Here is a 15,353-nt window from a genome sequence, read left to right as displayed (position 1 = left end):
GGCTTGCCGATCGAATAGCGGGTCAGTACCAGCCCTTGGCCTGGGAATGGCCCCAAGCACCGCAAGGGGTGCCGTAGCGGCCCTTGATGTAACCGAGGCCCCACTCGATCTGGGTGGCGGCGTTGGTCTGCCAGTCGGCGCCCGCGCTGGCCATCTTGCTGCCGGGCAGCGACTGGGGGATGCCGTAGGCGCCGGAGTAGCGGTTCATGGCCCGCTCGTTCCAGCCGCTCTCCTTGTGCCAGAGCTTCTCCAGGCAGCCCCACTGGTCCTCGCCGAAGCCGAACTGGCCGAGCATCCCCTTCGCGAGTGCCTTGTTACTGCCGGGCGAGGGGTTGCTGCCGACCGGGAAGTTGGCGGGCGGGAAGCCGTCGCCGCCGGGCCCGCGCTTCTTGATGATGACCGGGTCGAGGCTCTCGACGCCCTTGCGCTCCTTCTTGAGCTTGTCCTTCTGGTACGCCGTGACCGCCGCGGCCTTGTAGGAGTCGGCCTTGGGATCCGGCGAGTAGAAGTCGCCCATGGCGATCTTGCCCCACTCCTCGAGGGAGATCGGGGTGTGGGCGGCCTTGGAGTTCTGGATCGCGGTGTAGGCGGTGAAACCACCGCCGCCGGCCACGACCACGGCCGCCAAACCGAAGATCAGCACGCGCTTCGGGCTCATCGCCTTCTTCTTGCGGCGAGACGGCGGCGCTTCGCGCTCCTTCAACTCCGGACCAGGGCTCACGACCTATGAGAATGCCCTGTCCCAGGGGGTGGTCCGCAACCAAAACGCGACATCCGGTTGGTGTTCCATTGACTGACCAGCAGGCCACACAGGTCTTTCTTTCACGACTGTGACTTTTGTCACATGCGTAAGGCCCGCCCCTCGCGCCCCGCTCACCGAAGGGAGAGCCCTCATTACAGACTTCCGCCCGCCCTTCCCGGTGATGTCACATTTTTATGACAGAACACGGATATTCGCGGGGTGGAAGAATAATGTGCGCGTGGCAGGCATCCTCCTCGTCGAAGACGACCCCTCCGTCCGCACCGCCCTGGAGCTGGCGCTGACCCGGCAGGGGCACTCCGTGACGTCCTACGCCACGGGCGAGGAGGCGCTCGACCACATCAGGTCCCGCCGCCCGGAGATCGCCATTCTCGACGTGATGCTGCCGGGAATCGACGGAGTCGAGGTGTGCCGCCGCATCCGCCGCCTGGACCAGCTGCCGGTCATCCTGCTCACCGCCCGCGGCGACGACCTCGACGTCGTGGTCGGGCTGGAGGCCGGCGCCGACGACTACGTGGTCAAGCCGGTCGAGCCCCGGGTACTGGACGCGCGGATCAGAGCCATCCTGCGCCGCGCCGAGTCGGCCTCCTCCGACCGCATCTCCTTCGGCGACCTCATGATCGACCGGGGCGCGCTGAAGGTCACGCTGGCCAACAAGGAGATCCACCTGACCCCCACCGAGCTGCGCCTGCTGCTGGAGCTCGTGCGTCATCCCGGCCAGGTGCTCAACCGGCGCTATCTGCTGCGCGTCGTCTGGGACCACACCCACGTGGCCGACTCCCGCCTCGTCGACGCCTGCGTCCAGCGAGTGCGGGCGAAGATCGAACCGCGCCCGGCCGAACCGGTGTTCATCCACACCGTCCGCGGCTTCGGCTACCGGTTCAGCCCTCCGTGATGCGGCCGCCCACCGGACTGCGCGCCCGCCTGGTCATCACGTTCACGCTCGTCGCCGTGGCGGCCTCGGTCATGGTCGCCACCATCGGCTACGAACTGGCCAAGACCGCCCTCATCGAGCGGGCCGAGGGCAGCGCCGTCGACCTGGTCACCCGGGAGCTGCGCCAGATCACCTTCCCGGTCGGCACGCTGCGCCAGGGGGAGGCGGCGGCCGACTACAAGGACCTGCAACAGCTGGCCGACGCGCTCAACGGCCCCGGCCGCAGCATCGCGCTGGAATACGGCCACCTGAGCTTCTCGGAGGGCCCGCTGTCGATGGCCAACGTCCCGCACGAGCTGCACGGCAGGGCCCGCGGCGGCGTGGTCAAACAGCGCCAGGTGATCGGCGACGACATGTGGCTGATCGTCGGCGCCGAGGTCTACCGCAGGGACGGCCCCGTGCCCGAGGCCAGCGGGCTGCGCGCCTTCGTCTTCTTCTCCATGCGCGAGGAAGAGGACCAGCTCACCACGCTCAAGGGCTCGCTCGCGCAGGGCGGCGCGGTCATCGTGCTGATCGCGCTCGGCGTCGCGCTGGTCTCGGCCAGAAGCGTGCTGCTGCCCGTACGCCGCCTCAGCGCCGCCGCCCAGGCGCTCGGCGAGGGCCGTCTCGACACCCGGCTGCCCGTCCACGGCCAGGACGAGCTGGCCGCGCTGACCGCCAGGTTCAACGACGCCGCCGCCGCGCTGGAGCTCAGCGTCTCCGAGCTACGCGCGCTGGAGGCCCTCTCGCGCCGCTTCGTCGCCGACGTCTCGCACGAGCTGCGGACACCGCTGACCGCGATGACCGCCGTGGCCGACATGCTCATGGAGGAGGCCGAGCGGCTGCCCGACGCGCCCGCCGAGGCGGTCAGGCTCGTGCTGTCGGAGATCGAACGGCTGCGCCACCTCGTCGAGCACCTCATCGAGGTCAGCCGCTTCGACGCCGGTACGGCCACGCTCAACGTGGAATCCGTCAACGTCCACGACGCCATCCATGACAGCCTGGAGACACGCGGCTGGACGGAGACCGTGGAGGTGAACGTGGCAAAGGGACTGGCGGCCACCGTGGACCCGCGCCGCTTCGACGTGATCGTCGCCAACCTGGTGGGCAACGCGCTCAAACACGGCGGCCCGCCGGTCCAGGTGTCGGCCAGAGGCACGGAGAACGGGCTGGAGATGAAGGTACGCGACCATGGCGCCGGGATTCCCGAGGAGGCGCTGCCGTACGTCTTCGACCGGTTCTTCAAGGCGGGAGCGGGACGCTCGCGCAGCCACGGCAGCGGTCTCGGCCTGGCCATCACCCGGGCGAACGTGCACCTGCACGAGGGCACCATCTCGGTGCGCAGGCAGGGTCCCGGCACCCTGTTCACGGTCTGGCTGCCGGGCCTGTGAACGGCCGGCGAGCGCTGGCGGCCGGCCTCCTCCTCGCGGTGGCGGGCTGCGGGATCACGCCCACGAACGTGGTGGACGTGGCGGGACCGCCGACGGTCAAGATCCCGCCACCGTCCAAGACCATCTACCTGCTCAAGCCGACCGAGCAGCGGCGGGACAGCAGGCGCGCGCGCTTCGCGCTGACCAAGGAGCCGGCCGACGTGGAGAACGACACCGTGGACAGCCTGCTCACCGCGTTGTTCCAGGCCAACAGCCGGCAACTGGGCGGCCTGCACACCGCCCTGGGCGGCTTCACCTACGAAGGCATGCAGGACTCGCTCGACCCGGAGACCCGCGACGAGACGCGCCTGCCGAGGACGTCCACGCTGACCGTGTACATCAGGGGCACCGGACCGCTTTCCCCGCTGGGCAAGGCGCAGATCGTCTGCACCGCCCAGCAGGAAACGCAGTTCGGGCAAGTGAAGATCATCCGCCAGTTCCCCAGCAGGGCTCCCCAGGACGAGGGGCAGCACATCTGCGGGGAAATGGAAGAGGCTAAAGGGTGATGTCCTCCAGCATCTCCGTCACCAGCGCCGCGATCGGCGAGCGTTCGGACCTGGTCAGGGTCACGTGGGCGAACAGCGGATGTCCCTTGAGCTTCTCCACCACCGCCACGACGCCGTCGTGGCGGCCCACCCGCAGATTGTCGCGCTGGGCGATGTCGTGGGTGAGCACCACGCGGGAGTTGGCCCCGATGCGGCTCAGCACCGTCAGCAGCACCCCGCGCTCCAGCGACTGCGCCTCGTCCACGATCACGAACGCGTCGTGCAGCGACCGGCCGCGGATGTGGGTGAGCGGCAGCACCTCCAGCATGCCGCGGTCGATGACCTCCTCGATCACCTCAGGAGTGGTCACCGCGCCCAGGGTGTCGTAGACGGCCTGGGCCCAGGGGCCCATCTTCTCGCCCTCGGTGCCGGGAAGGTAGCCGAGCTCCTGGCCGCCGACCGCGTACAGCGGGCGGAAGACCACGACCTTGCGGTGCTGGCGGCGCTCCAGAACGGCCTCCAGGCCCGCGCAGAGCGCCAGGGCGGACTTTCCCGTGCCGGCCCTGCCGCCCAGCGACACGATGCCGATCTCGGGGTCCATCAGGAGCTCCAGCGCGATGCGCTGCTCGGCCGAACGGCCGTGCAGCCCGAACACCTCGCGGTCGCCCCGCACCAGCTTGACCGACTTGTCGGGCAGCACCCGGCCGAGCGCCGAACCCTTGCTCGACAGCAGCCGCAGCCCGGTGTGCGCGGGCAGGTCCCTGGCCTCCTCCAGTTCCGCGGCGCCGTGCTCGAAGAGCTTCTCGACGTCCTCGGTGGTCACCTGGATCTCGGCCATCCCCGTCCAGCCCGACTCCACGACCAGTTCGGCGCGGTACTCCTCCGCCGACAGGCCGATCGAGGCCGCCTTGACCCGCAAGGGCAGGTCCTTGGAGACCAGGACGACGTCGCGTCCCTCTGCGGCCAGCGAACGGGCCACGGTGAGGATGCGGGTGTCGTTGTCGCCGAGGCGGAAGCCTACGGGCAGGATGGACGGGTCGCTGTGGTTGAGTTCAACCCTGATCGTGCCTTCCCCGGTGGGCATGGGCTCGTCGAGCCTGCCGTATTGCACGCGCAGGTCGTCGAGGTAACGCAATGCCTTGCGCGCGAAGTAGCCGAGTTCTGGATGGTTACGCTTCCCTTCCAGCTCCGTGATCACGACGATCGGGAGGACGACCTCATGCTCGGCGAATCTGGTCATCGCCGCCGGGTCGGCTAGAAGGACCGACGTGTCCAGCACGTAGGTGCGCTTGCCGGAGTTGGTCGAAGGGTTGCTCGAGGACACTGCCACACGTTCTCCCCCGGGCGCCCATGGGGACAGGCGCCCTGCAGACGAGGTGGGAATCGGACCGGACCCGCACCCGCCGACGGGTGCCGGGGTCCGGCCCCCCTCAGCAGATAGCGCAGCAAAGGCGGGCCCCCTCCGAAGTGACCGGCCTTCGGCCGGTCACTTTCAACGTTACGTACCAGATACCCCCATGCGGGATCAGGAACCGTAACGACGGTGTCTCGCGGCGTAGTCGCGCAGCGCCCGCAGGAAGTCGACCCTGCGGAAGTCGGGCCAGTAGGCCTCGCAGAAATAGAACTCGGAATGAGCGCTCTGCCAGAGCATGAACCCGGAAAGCCGCTGCTCTCCCGAGGTCCGGATGAGAAGGTCCGGGTCGGGCTGGCCGCGAGTGTAGAGATGCTCGGCGATGTGCTCGACATCGAGAACCTCGACGAGGTCCTCGATGCTGGCTCCCTTGCTTGCTTGCTCCTGGAGGAGTGAGCGCACCGCATCGGCAATCTCACGTCTTCCTCCATACCCAACCGCAACGTTCACAATCAACCCTGGACGGTGTGATGTGACTTCCTTTGCGTTTTTTAGGACATTTGCCGTCCTATCCGGCAACAGGTCGAGCGCGCCGACCGGGCTAATCCGCCAGCCCTCCTCGACCAGCTCCTGCACCACGTCCTCGATGATGCGAAGGAGCAGCTCAAGCTCGTCCTTGGGGCGGTTGAGGTTGTCGCTGGACAGCATCCAGACGGTCACGACCTCCACCCCCGCCTCACGGCACCAGGTGAGCAGCTCGGAGATCTTGTCGGCGCCCTTACGGTGCCCTCTGCTGACGTCCTCCAGACCCATCGAGCGGGCCCATCGGCGGTTGCCGTCGATGATGACGCCTACGTGCCGGGGGCCATTGCCCTTCGACAGCTTGAGCTTGGCCTCCAGCCGGTGTTCGTACACCCGGTAGACCAGGTCGCGCAGGCCCACGGAGCCCTCCCAGCGATGCTGTGCCTGTAAGAGGCAATTATCACCGCGTTTAGGCGTTGCCCGCCCCCTCAACGGGATTCCTCGCGAGATCCCGTCCCCCGAGGCAGCCCTCCGCCTCTGTGACCAGCACCCCCACGAACACCGCCAGTTCCGCGGAAGTCAGCACCGCCCGCATGCCGACGCCCCCGGGACCCCACGCCTCGACGTAGGCCCTGCGGGTCAGCCGCCACTCACCCCGACGGCCTTGACCTGGCATCCAGACCGGAATCGTGCGCAGCTGGCAGCGCAGCTCACCGCCGCCCACGGCGCCCGACCGCGTCCGGTAACGGAAGGAGAACAGCTCACCGTCCGCCTCGTCCTCGGGAAACCGGTCGTCGGGATCCGGCCAGAGCCCCGCGTCGCCGCGCCCATCGCGCGCGTCCGCGACCCCGCGCGCGAGGCGCGCGAGCAGCCAGCCGCACCGCTCCCCCACCATCCCGTACGGCGTGCCGTCCCGCCAAAGCTCAAGGGTGACCTCGTACGGCCTGCCGACACTGTCACGACAGGCCACAGGCGTCACGGTCAGGTAAGACCCATCAACACAACGTAGTCCCCCCACGCCTAGAGAGTTTCCCCCCGAAACTCAGCTAAACCCGTAAAAACGCCCAGCAGTGCCACCGAACACCTCATCTCTCCCCTCTTCCCCGACCAGGGCCAGCGCCGTCTCGTAGACCGTCCGGTAGTCGGCGGCCAGCAGCGCCACGGGCCAGTCGCTGCCGAACATCAGCCGCTCAGGCCCGAACACCTCGACCGCGTGCGCCACGTAGGGCCGCAGGTCCTCGACCGTCCAGCCGGCATGGTCGGCCTCGGTGACCAGCCCGGAGACCTTCGCGTACACGTTGGGAAAGGCCGCCGCCGCGGCCATCTGCTCCGCCCACGGCTGCCAGACGCCGTCCTTGATCCGCGGCTTCGACAGGTGGTCGATGACGATCCTGAGCGTCGGGTGCCGGGAGGCCAGCGTGACCACGTGCTCCAGGTGGCGCGGCAGCAGCGAGACCACGTCGAAGGCGAGCCCGCTGTCGGCCAGCACACCCAGGGACTCCAGCACGCCCTCCCTCACCAGCCAGTCCGGGTCGGGCTCCTCGTGGATCAGGTGGCGTACACCGACAAACTTCCGATGACTGCCGTAGCGTTCGATGGCCGCCGCGGCCTCGTCGGGGTCGGTGAGCGGGATCCAGCCGACGACGCCGGCGATGAAGTCGTGGGCGTCGGCCAGGGCCAGCATCGCTTCGGTCTCCGCATGCGAGTCGGCCGCCTGGACCAGCACTGTGGCCTGCACTCCCGTGGCCGCCAGCTCAGGGGCGAGGTGCTCGGGGGTGTAGGTGCGGTAGAGGACTCCCGCGTCCGGGGTGAGCCAGGGGTAGTCGCCGGTGTCAAGGTTCCAGAAGTGCTGGTGCGCGTCGACTATCACCTCGCAAACCTAGGATGTCTTGCGCCGCCACGGCAAGAGGTCGCGCCAGCCCCCGGACCGCTTGGGCAGCCCGCCCCTTGACCGCTTGGGCAGCCTGCCCCTCTCCTCCAGCCAGGCGGCGAACGCGTCGGCGTCCTCCCTGTAGCCCTTCGGCGGGGTGGTGCGGGCGGCGGCGTAGGCGGCGAACTCGGCTCTCAGGTCCGCTCCGGCTGCCAGGGCGGCATCGGGGCGCAGCCTGGCCACGACGCCGCGCCGCTTGGACACCAGGCTCGCGGCCTGAACCCTGAGCCTTTCGGCGTCGAACCCCTCCGGCGCCCGCGCACCGGTCACCAGCGCCGCCACGACCCGCTCCTGAGCCTCTTCCAGCCGCCGCCGGTCCTCCGCACTCACCCGCCCGCCAACACCCCCCACAGCCCCGTCCCCGTCCCCGTCCCCGTCCCCGTCCCCGTCCCCGGGCAGTGTCGCGGCGTCCTGCCGAACCGCCTCGCCTGCCACCGATCCCGACGGTGTCGCGGCCTCCGGCCCAAGCGCCTCCCCGACCTCCGGCCCAACCGCTCCCCCAGCCTCCGGCCCAACCACCTCTCCAGCCACCGATCCAGACGGTTTCGCGGCCTCCGGCCCGACCGTCTTCCCGGCCTCCGGCCCAGGCGGTTGCCCGGTCTCCGGCTCGTGGGGTGTGGGGGCGGCGGCCGTACCGGGGAAAGGGTCAGGGGGCATGGTGGGCGGTCCCGGGCGACATCGCGGTCCTGATACGGTCCAGTTCGCCCGCGAGGGCGGCGTCGCTGGGGTAGTCGTCGTCCCACTCCAGCAGCACACCCGGCGGCGTGACGCGCGCGCACAGCTCGGTCAGGATGTCGAGGACCTCCTGCGGCACGCCGGCGGTGTGCGTGTCGTGCCAGATGCCGCCGTGCTCGTGCCCCCCGGCGACGTGTACGTAGGCCAGCTGCGACAACGGCAGCGCGTCGAGGGCCGCCACCGCGGACAGGCCGAGGTTGACCTGGTTGGTGTAGAGGTTGGCCACGTCGATCAGCAGGTGCACCCCGGTCCGCTCGACCAGTTCGGCCAGGAACTCGCCGTCGGTCAGCTCGTCCTCCGGCCAGCCGAAGATGGCCGCCACGTTCTCCAGCGCCAGCGGCACCGGCAGCGCGTCCTGCGCGCGGCGGACGTTGTCGGCGATGACGGCGAGCGCCTCCCGGGTACGCGGCACCGGCAGCAGGTGCCCGGCCTCCACCCCGCCCGCCCGCACGAACGCCAGATGCTCGCTGACCAGCGGCGAATCCAGCGCCTGCGCGCACGCGGCCAGGTGCGCCAGCCGGTCGGGATCGGGCGGCTGGGCGCCGCCCACGCCCAGGCCAACGCCGTGCGGCACCACCGGCAGGCCGCGCCCGCGCAGTACCCGCAGCGACTCGGGCAGTCCGGCGGCGGGCCTGATGTTCTCCGCGATGACCTCGACGAAGCTCACGCCCGCCATCCGCTCGACGGTCAGGTCGATCTCGGATCGCCAGCCGATCCCCACGCCCAGCTCGAAGTCAGCCACCCTCGCCCCCTCTCCAACGCCACCGCCGCCCCCTTACCAGCCGAAGCCACCGACGTCAGCTCAGCCGCCGCCCCCGCAGCCACCGCCGCAGCCGCCGCCCCCTCCACAGCTCGATCCGCCGCCGCCGTCCGAGCCACCGCCCGACGAGCCGCCGAAGTCGCTTCCACCACCGTGGTCACCGCTGCCGCCGCCACAGCTGCCCGCGGCGCAGGAGCCGCCGGCCGCGCCGTTCGAGTTGCGCTGCGCCTCCAGCTCGGCCTCCAGTTGCGGGTCGCCCAGCTCGCCCAGGCCGTAGAGGGCGACGGGCATGGCGACCGCGCCGACCGCGGCGCCGGTGACGAGGTAGGCGCCCGGCATGTGGCGGCGCTCGGCGTACTCGACCTGCTCGCGCCCGGCGGTCGTGACGTCGTTGCCGAGCATCTTGTGGTGGCGTCTGCGCACGACGATGCCGCCGATCCACGTGCCGGCCGTGACCGCCAGCGCGACCACCCCGAGCAGCCCGCCCCCGCCGAAGACCAGGTAGATCGCCAGCCCGATCGAGGCCAGCAGCGCCCCGATCTCCAGCGCGCTCAGCTTCTTCAGGTACGCGCGCACCGACGCCAGATCGCCGTCCGGCACGACCAGCCCGAGCGCCGACAGGTGGTGCTTGAGCGAGTCCATGGCCGCCCCGTTGCCCACCTCGTGCCTGACGGCCGCGACGGAGACCCCGCCGGGCCGCGCCGCGACGGCGGCCAGCACCGCCTCCTCGATCGGGTCGCGGGCCACGGTGGAGACCGCGTGCAGCGAGCCGCCGCGCGAGACGCGCAGGTCACCGGACTTCGCCAGCAGGCCGATGGCGGCGTTGACCACCCGCCTCGGCCCGCCGGCGAGGTAGGCGAGCTCGTAGTGTCCCAGGGCGCGGAGATTGCCGTTCACGGCCGTGGAGCGGATGCGGAGGTGTTCGCGCCTGAGCGCGGAAACGGTGGCGCCTGCCGCCACCGCGAGGAAGACGGAAACGATCAGCAAGATCAGGTCCATGCGCGGCCTCCTCTGGCTCGTACCCGATAGACGCACACGGCCCGGCGAAAGTTTCCCGGATCAGGAACTGGATCCGCAGCTCGATCCGCCGCCGCCTCCACCGCAACTGGAGCCACTCGACCCGCCGCCGCCGTCCGAGCTCGATCCGCCGAAGTCGCCCCCGCCGGACCCGCCGTCGCCGAAGGCCGAGGAGCCGGAGTCGCTGTGGGTGCCGCAGGATCCGCCGCAGTCGGAGTGCGGGTCGCCGGCCGACAGTCCGTCGCACAGGTCGCGGTCGTCCAGTTCGGTCAGCCCGTACAGGGCCACCGGCATCGCGACGGCCATGGCCAGCGTCGAGGTGTCGCCGTGGCCCCTCGGGTGGTACTGCCGCGCCGACTTCAGCACCCGCCTGCCCTCGCCGGTGACCAGGTTGCGCAGCCTGCGCTTCTCCTTGTGGTAGCCGGAGAAGCCGACGATCACGGCGAACCCGCCGAACATCAGCGCGCCCACGAACGCGAAGTCCTTGCCCGCCACCCCGGCGAACGCCAGCACCACCAGGGCGATCTCGAAGCCCAAGGCGCCCCAGGCGGCCAGCCGCAGCGTTTCCAGGCGCCGCCGGGCCACGCTCTGCGCGCCCTCCGGCATCAGCAGACCGCCATGACGCAGCCGTGCCTCCAGAGCCAGGAGGGCCGGGCTCGACTCCAGCAGCTTGCGCACCTCGGCGGCCCGGTGGCCGGGCCGCATGGCCACGGCGTCGAGCACCGCCTGCTCCAGCGGCTCTGAGGAGGTCGTGGCGCCGTGGACCGGGCTGACCTGGGCGCCGCGGGAGACACGTACGGCGCCGGCCGTCGCGAGGACGGCCAGCGCCGTGTTGACCGCCCGCCGCGGCCCGCCCGCCAGGTAGGCGAGCTCGTAGTGGGTCAGCCGGTGGCCCGCCTGCGAGAGCGTCGCGTTCACGACCTTGAGCCGCTGCTTGGCGACGCGGCCCGACAGGCTGCTGATCAGGGTGACCAGGGCGAAGGCGGCCAAGACCAGGAAGATGTCCATCCCTGGTCAAGGTAAAGGGGCGCCGCCGTACCCCACAACCTCAGGAGAGGCGGTCGAGCAGCGCGTTGTACTCCTCCCACAACTCCTTGGGCAGGTGCGTGCCGAACTTCTCGAAGTGCGGCGGGATCTGCGCCGCCTCCTCGCGCCAGACGTCCTTGTCGACACTGAGCAGGGTCTGGAGGTCCTCCTCCGCGATCTCCAGGCCCTCGGTGTCGAGCTCCTTGGGCAGCAGGCCGATCGCCGACGGTACGGCCTGGGCCTCGCCGTTGAGCCGGTCCACGATCCACTTCAGCACGCGGCTGTTCTCGCCGAAGCCCGGCCAGATGAACTTTCCGCCGGCGTTCTTGCGGAACCAGTTGACGTAGTAGATGCGCGGCAGCCGCGCGCCTTCCCTGTCGCCGATCTTCAGCCAGTGGCCGAAGTAGTCGCCCATGTTGTAGCCGCAGAACGGGAGCATCGCGAACGGGTCGTGGCGCAGCTCACCGACCTTGCCCTCGGCGGCGGCGGTCTTCTCGGAGGCGACGTTGGCTCCGAGGAAGACGCCGTGCTGCCAGCTCAGCGACTCGGTGACCAGCGGCACCGCGGTGGCGCGGCGGCCGCCGAACAGGATCGCCGAGATGGGCACGCCCTTGGGGTCCTGCCACTCGGGGGCGATGGTGGGCGCCTGGGAGGCGGGTGTGGTGAAGCGGGCGTTGGGGTGGGCCGCCGGCTCGTCGCTGTCCGGGGTCCAGTCGCGGCCCTTCCAGTCGGTCAGGTGCGCGGGCGGGATGTCGGTCATGCCCTCCCACCACACGTCGCCGTCGTCGGTGAGCGCGACGTTGGTGAAGATGCTGTTGCCCCAGAGGGTTCTGATGGCGTTGGCGTTGGTGACCTCGCCGGTGCCGGGGGCCACGCCGAAGAAGCCGGCCTCGGGGTTGATCGCGTACAGCTGCCCGTCGGCGCCGAAGCGCATCCAGGCGATGTCGTCGCCGACCGTCTCGACCTTCCAGCCGGGGATCGTCGGCTGGAGCATGGCGAGGTTCGTCTTGCCGCAGGCGCTCGGGAAGGCGGCGGCGATGTAGCGGGTCTCGCCGCTGGGCGGGGTGAGCTTGAGAATGAGCATGTGCTCGGCCAGCCAGCCCTCGTCGCGGGCCATGACGCTGGCGATGCGCAGGGCGTAGCACTTCTTGCCCAGCAGGGCGTTGCCGCCGTAGCCGGAACCGTAGGACCAGATCTCGCGGGTCTCGGGGAAGTGGCTGATGTACTTGGTGCTGCTGCAGGGCCAGGCGACGTCGTCCTGGCCGGGCTCCAGCGGCGCGCCGACGCTGTGGACGGCCTTCACGAACTCGGCGCGCTCCTCGATCAGCCGGAGCGCCCGCTCCCCCATCCGCGTCATGATCCGCATGGAGACCGCGACGTAGGGCGAGTCGGTGATCTCGACGCCGAGCTGGGAGATCTCGCCGCCGAGCGGGCCCATGCAGAAGGGCACGACGTACATGGTCCTGCCGCGCATGGAGCCCTTGAACAGCTCGCCGAAGGTGGCCCGCATCTCGTCCGGCGCGATCCAGTTGTTGGTGGGACCGGCGTCCTGCTCACGCTCGGAGCAGATGTAGGTGCGGTCCTCGACGCGCGCCACGTCGCTGGGGTCGGACTTGGCGTAGAAGCTGTTGGGGCGCTTGGCCAGACGCGTGAACGTGCCCTGTTCGACGAGGAGGTTGGTCAGGCGCGTCCACTCCTCCTCGGAACCGTCGCACCACTCGATCCGATCGGGCTGGGTCAGGGCGGCGATCTCGTTCACCCAGGCGACCAATTCGGCATTGCTCGTCGGGGCGGGTACTTCCACAGAAACGGACACGGCAGCGACTCCTCCACTTCTCAGGGCCAAAACATCATTAACGACGACGACCGGTTTTCGCCAATTGGCATAGACCTGTTGTCGCAGGCAGAGGCCCTGGTGATTGGGGAAGCCTACCCACATGAACGGGTTCTAAAGAAAACCCTCGAATCAGTGGTTTAGGCCAATGTGAATGGTCTAAACCAATAGCGCGAGAGGTTTAGTCCTTTCGCCGGAGCGTTTCCGCTGCGCAGTCCTAGGAATTGACGTCCGGGCCGGAGGAGCGGACGCGGTCGACGTGCTGCAGCGCGTCGCGCAGATCGGCGAGCCACGTGTCGGTGTGCTTGCCGACCAGGCGCACGCACCACGCCAGCGCGTCGCTGCGGCTGCGGGCCACGCCCGCGGCCACGAGAGTGTCGAGGACCTGCCGCTCGGACTGCCGGAGCCGGGTCATCACCGGTACCGACAACGTGGTGAACATCACGGTCTCGCCGCCGCAGACCACGCCCCAGGACACCTTCTGCCGGAACTTGCGCTCCGCCTCCCTGGCGATCTCGATCCGCCGCTCGCGTGTCTCCTCGCGGAAGCGCCTGACCAGGCCGTCGATCAGCGCCGCCCGCTCAGCCTCGCCGCCCTCGGCGGGCGGGTCGGGGAGCGTGCCGAGCACGGCGATCTCCTCGCGGTCCAGCACGATCTCCGGCGGAGCCGAGAACCAGCTCTCTGGCATGCGGCCGGTGAACCAGCCGCGAATCTCGCTTTCCATGTAATCAACATTACACACTTGCAGGCCGTAGCCAAGAGCCTGCTCGGGCCGAAACGACGAGAGGAGAGAACGCCCTAGCGGACGCGGGCCGCCACCGAGGGCGCGATGCGGACCACGCCCGCGAAGTTGCGCATGCCCACCGGCGAGATCTTGACCACGTCACCGGTACGCGGCGCCTGGAGCATCTTGCCGCCACCCAGGTAGATGGCCACGTGGGAGATGTACCCCGGGTTGGTCGGGTCGTGCCGCCAGAAGATGAGGTCGCCGGGCTGCGCCTGGGCGTACGGGATCTGGGGGCCCGCCAGCCACTGCTGGTGCGTCACGCGCGGGACCCTGATGCCCGCCTGGGCGTAGGCCCACTGGACCAGCCCCGAGCAGTCGAAGGTCTCCGGCCCCTCGGCGCCCCACACATAGGGACGGCCCAGCTTCGACAGGGCGGCCTTCAGCGCGACGGTGATCTGCTCGCCCGACATGAAGGAGTTGCCCTGGTAGACCAGGTTCTGGACCGGTGGCGGGCCGACCGGGTTGATCTCGGCGATCTGGGTGCCTTTGGGCAGGATGCCCATCAGCTTCTTGCGCAGGTTCGCCGAGTTGGCCTTGGGCGCGCTGACGATGAGCGCGTTGTCGTGCGGCAGGCCCAGGGTCCTCGCGGTCTGCTTGGAGACCACCGCGTCCACCGCGCCGAAGCCGGTCGTCGCGTACGCGCCCACCCGCAGCGGGCCGCCGGGACCGCTCACCTGGCGATGCAGGGTGAGCCCGCCGTCGTTGCCGAGCACGAAGGAGACGGCCACGTCACCCCGCGCCACGTTGGTCCACAGGCCGTCGGAGGCGGCGGTGACCTTGGGCGTGTACGCGCGGAAGGTCGAGGGGTCCACGCCGAGCGTCTGGACCCGCTTGCCGTCGATCATGACCGAGGCGGCGTCGGCCAGTTCGAGCGCCCTGATGCCGCGTACCTTCGCCACCTTGCCCAGCAGCGGGGTCGTGAAGGGCTTCTTGGTGACCACGAACAGGTTCGGCTTGTGCAGGCGGCCGAGCGGCCGCACCCCCGGGTCCTGGGGGCTGGTCTGCGCCACCAGGTTCTCCTTGGGCGGCGCGGCGGGCTTGCGGCGTACCGACTGGGCGGTCTTGACCTCGGGCTCCGGCGGGCTCTGGAACTCGCCCAGCAGCAGCACGTCGGCGGTGAGCACCGCGACCAGCGTCACCACGATGAAGGGGATCAGCCGGCCTAAGTCGCGGCGCCTGCGCGAGGTCACCAGGAACGCCAGATCCTGCCGGATGCCCGAGGCATGCGGAGGATCCGCCGGGCCCACGGCCCGGCGGAGGTTGTCGTTCTGTGTCGTCAAACCTGGGTCGTCAATTGCCGATGTACGGCACGGCCTCGAGGATCTCGACCGTGTTCTGCCGGCCGTTGGGCAGCGAGTACGTGGCCCGCTCACCGATCTTCTTGCCGTTGATCGCGGCGCCCAGCGGGGACTTGGGCGAGTAGACGTCGATCGGGGCGCCGGTCTCCTCCCGGGAGGCCAGGAGGAAGGTCACCTCGTCGTCGTCGCGTTCGAAGCGGATCGTCACCGTCATGCCGGGGCCCACCACGCCCTCGGTCTTGGGCGCCTCGCCCACCCTGACGTTGTCGAGCAGCTGCCGCAGATGGAAGATCCGGGCCTCTATCTTGCCCTGCTCGTCCTTGGCGGCGTGGTAGCCGCCGTTCTCCCGCAGGTCGCCCTCTTCGCGAGCGGCCTCGATCTTCTTGGCGATGTCGACGCGACCCGGGCCCGAAAGGTAGTCGTACTCCTCCTTCAGGCGGTCGTACGCCTCCTGCGTCAGCCAGGTGACGTTCTCATCGCGAGAGTCGGCCACGGGATCTCCTTG

Annotated in this window: 16 protein-coding genes; 3 read left to right on the top strand and 13 right to left on the bottom strand. The window is 69.8% G+C overall.

Features of this window, described 5'->3' with window-relative positions:
• Positions 1 to 22: 22 nt before the first annotated feature.
• On the bottom strand, positions 23 to 658 hold the full coding sequence (locus ACIBKY_RS22720; protein WP_397099059.1) for a lytic transglycosylase domain-containing protein: 636 nt from the start codon (positions 656 to 658) through the stop codon (positions 23 to 25).
• Between the two features lie 322 nt (positions 659 to 980).
• Here ACIBKY_RS22720 and ACIBKY_RS22715 point away from each other — a divergent pair, with 322 nt between their 5' ends.
• Genes ACIBKY_RS22715 through ACIBKY_RS22705 form a run of 3 tightly spaced genes read left to right on the top strand, consistent with a single transcriptional unit; the run spans position 981 to position 3,609 of the window.
• On the top strand, positions 981 to 1,655 hold the full coding sequence (locus ACIBKY_RS22715; protein ID WP_184967676.1) for a response regulator transcription factor: 675 nt from the start codon (positions 981 to 983) through the stop codon (positions 1,653 to 1,655).
• Entirely contained in the window at positions 1,655 to 3,064 is a 1,410-nt protein-coding gene (locus ACIBKY_RS22710) for an ATP-binding protein (protein ID WP_397099057.1), read from the top strand. The genes ACIBKY_RS22715 and ACIBKY_RS22710 overlap by 1 nt, the downstream gene beginning before the upstream one ends.
• Positions 3,061 to 3,609 (top strand): hypothetical protein, encoded by a 549-nt coding sequence (locus tag ACIBKY_RS22705; RefSeq protein WP_397099055.1) that lies wholly within the window; start codon positions 3,061 to 3,063, stop codon positions 3,607 to 3,609. Before ACIBKY_RS22710 ends, ACIBKY_RS22705 begins: the two co-directional genes overlap by 4 nt.
• Here ACIBKY_RS22705 and ACIBKY_RS22700 read toward each other — a convergent pair.
• The 12 genes from ACIBKY_RS22700 to greA all read right to left on the bottom strand — a co-directional run bounded on the left by ACIBKY_RS22700 (position 3,599) and on the right by greA (position 15,341).
• Positions 3,599 to 4,918 (bottom strand): PhoH family protein, encoded by a 1,320-nt coding sequence (locus tag ACIBKY_RS22700; RefSeq protein WP_397099053.1) that lies wholly within the window; start codon positions 4,916 to 4,918, stop codon positions 3,599 to 3,601. The genes ACIBKY_RS22705 and ACIBKY_RS22700 overlap by 11 nt on opposite strands.
• 195 nt (positions 4,919 to 5,113) lie before the next feature.
• Positions 5,114 to 5,881, bottom strand: coding sequence for an isoprenyl transferase (locus ACIBKY_RS22695; protein ID WP_184967670.1), 768 nt, complete (start codon positions 5,879 to 5,881; stop codon positions 5,114 to 5,116).
• A gap of 49 nt (positions 5,882 to 5,930) precedes the next feature.
• On the bottom strand, positions 5,931 to 6,431 hold the full coding sequence (locus ACIBKY_RS22690) for a hypothetical protein (RefSeq protein ID WP_397099051.1): 501 nt from the start codon (positions 6,429 to 6,431) through the stop codon (positions 5,931 to 5,933).
• 72 nt (positions 6,432 to 6,503) lie between these two features.
• Positions 6,504 to 7,331, bottom strand: coding sequence for an amidohydrolase family protein (locus ACIBKY_RS22685; protein ID WP_397099049.1), 828 nt, complete (start codon positions 7,329 to 7,331; stop codon positions 6,504 to 6,506).
• Positions 7,332 to 7,340: 9 nt separating this feature from the next.
• Entirely contained in the window at positions 7,341 to 7,721 is a 381-nt protein-coding gene (locus ACIBKY_RS22680) for a hypothetical protein (protein ID WP_397099047.1), read from the bottom strand.
• A gap of 316 nt (positions 7,722 to 8,037) precedes the next feature.
• On the bottom strand, positions 8,038 to 8,868 hold the full coding sequence (locus ACIBKY_RS22675; protein WP_397099045.1) for a DUF692 family multinuclear iron-containing protein: 831 nt from the start codon (positions 8,866 to 8,868) through the stop codon (positions 8,038 to 8,040).
• A 60-nt stretch (positions 8,869 to 8,928) separates the two neighbouring features.
• A complete protein-coding gene (locus ACIBKY_RS22670; protein WP_397099043.1) occupies positions 8,929 to 9,885 on the bottom strand; it encodes a TIGR04222 domain-containing membrane protein in 957 nt (318 codons plus the stop codon).
• Positions 9,886 to 9,945: 60 nt separating this feature from the next.
• Positions 9,946 to 10,911, bottom strand: a complete 966-nt coding sequence (locus ACIBKY_RS22665; protein WP_397099041.1) for a TIGR04222 domain-containing membrane protein — start codon at positions 10,909 to 10,911, stop codon at positions 9,946 to 9,948.
• A 40-nt stretch (positions 10,912 to 10,951) separates the two neighbouring features.
• Positions 10,952 to 12,745, bottom strand: a complete 1,794-nt coding sequence (locus ACIBKY_RS22660) for a phosphoenolpyruvate carboxykinase (GTP) (protein WP_397099039.1) — start codon at positions 12,743 to 12,745, stop codon at positions 10,952 to 10,954.
• Between the two features lie 235 nt (positions 12,746 to 12,980).
• Complete coding sequence (locus tag ACIBKY_RS22655; RefSeq protein ID WP_397099038.1) at positions 12,981 to 13,487, bottom strand: hypothetical protein; 507 nt, start codon at positions 13,485 to 13,487, stop codon at positions 12,981 to 12,983.
• 74 nt (positions 13,488 to 13,561) lie between these two features.
• Positions 13,562 to 14,830, bottom strand: coding sequence for a C40 family peptidase (locus tag ACIBKY_RS22650; RefSeq protein ID WP_397099036.1), 1,269 nt, complete (start codon positions 14,828 to 14,830; stop codon positions 13,562 to 13,564).
• A 10-nt stretch (positions 14,831 to 14,840) separates the two neighbouring features.
• Complete coding sequence (gene greA, locus ACIBKY_RS22645) at positions 14,841 to 15,341, bottom strand: transcription elongation factor GreA (RefSeq protein WP_184967656.1); 501 nt, start codon at positions 15,339 to 15,341, stop codon at positions 14,841 to 14,843.
• Positions 15,342 to 15,353 lie beyond the last annotated feature (12 nt).

The sequence above is a fragment of the Nonomuraea sp. NPDC050394 genome (genome assembly GCF_044459065.1).
Taxonomy (GTDB): Bacteria; Actinomycetota; Actinomycetes; order Streptosporangiales; family Streptosporangiaceae; genus Nonomuraea.
The sequence above is the reverse complement of the archived record's forward strand: the minus strand, read 5'-3'. Positions and strand labels throughout refer to the sequence as shown.

Excerpts from the sequence above, each read along its gene's own strand:
- ACIBKY_RS22720 (WP_397099059.1), bottom strand. The coding sequence starts at position 658 with ATGAGCCCGAAGCGCGTGCTGATCTTCGGTTTGGCGGCCGTGGTCGTG.
- ACIBKY_RS22710 (WP_397099057.1), top strand. The coding sequence starts at position 1,655 with ATGCGGCCGCCCACCGGACTGCGCGCCCGCCTGGTCATCACGTTCACG.
- ACIBKY_RS22670 (WP_397099043.1), bottom strand. The coding sequence starts at position 9,885 with ATGGACCTGATCTTGCTGATCGTTTCCGTCTTCCTCGCGGTGGCGGCA.
- ACIBKY_RS22665 (WP_397099041.1), bottom strand. The coding sequence starts at position 10,911 with ATGGACATCTTCCTGGTCTTGGCCGCCTTCGCCCTGGTCACCCTGATC.
- ACIBKY_RS22655 (WP_397099038.1), bottom strand. The coding sequence starts at position 13,487 with ATGGAAAGCGAGATTCGCGGCTGGTTCACCGGCCGCATGCCAGAGAGC.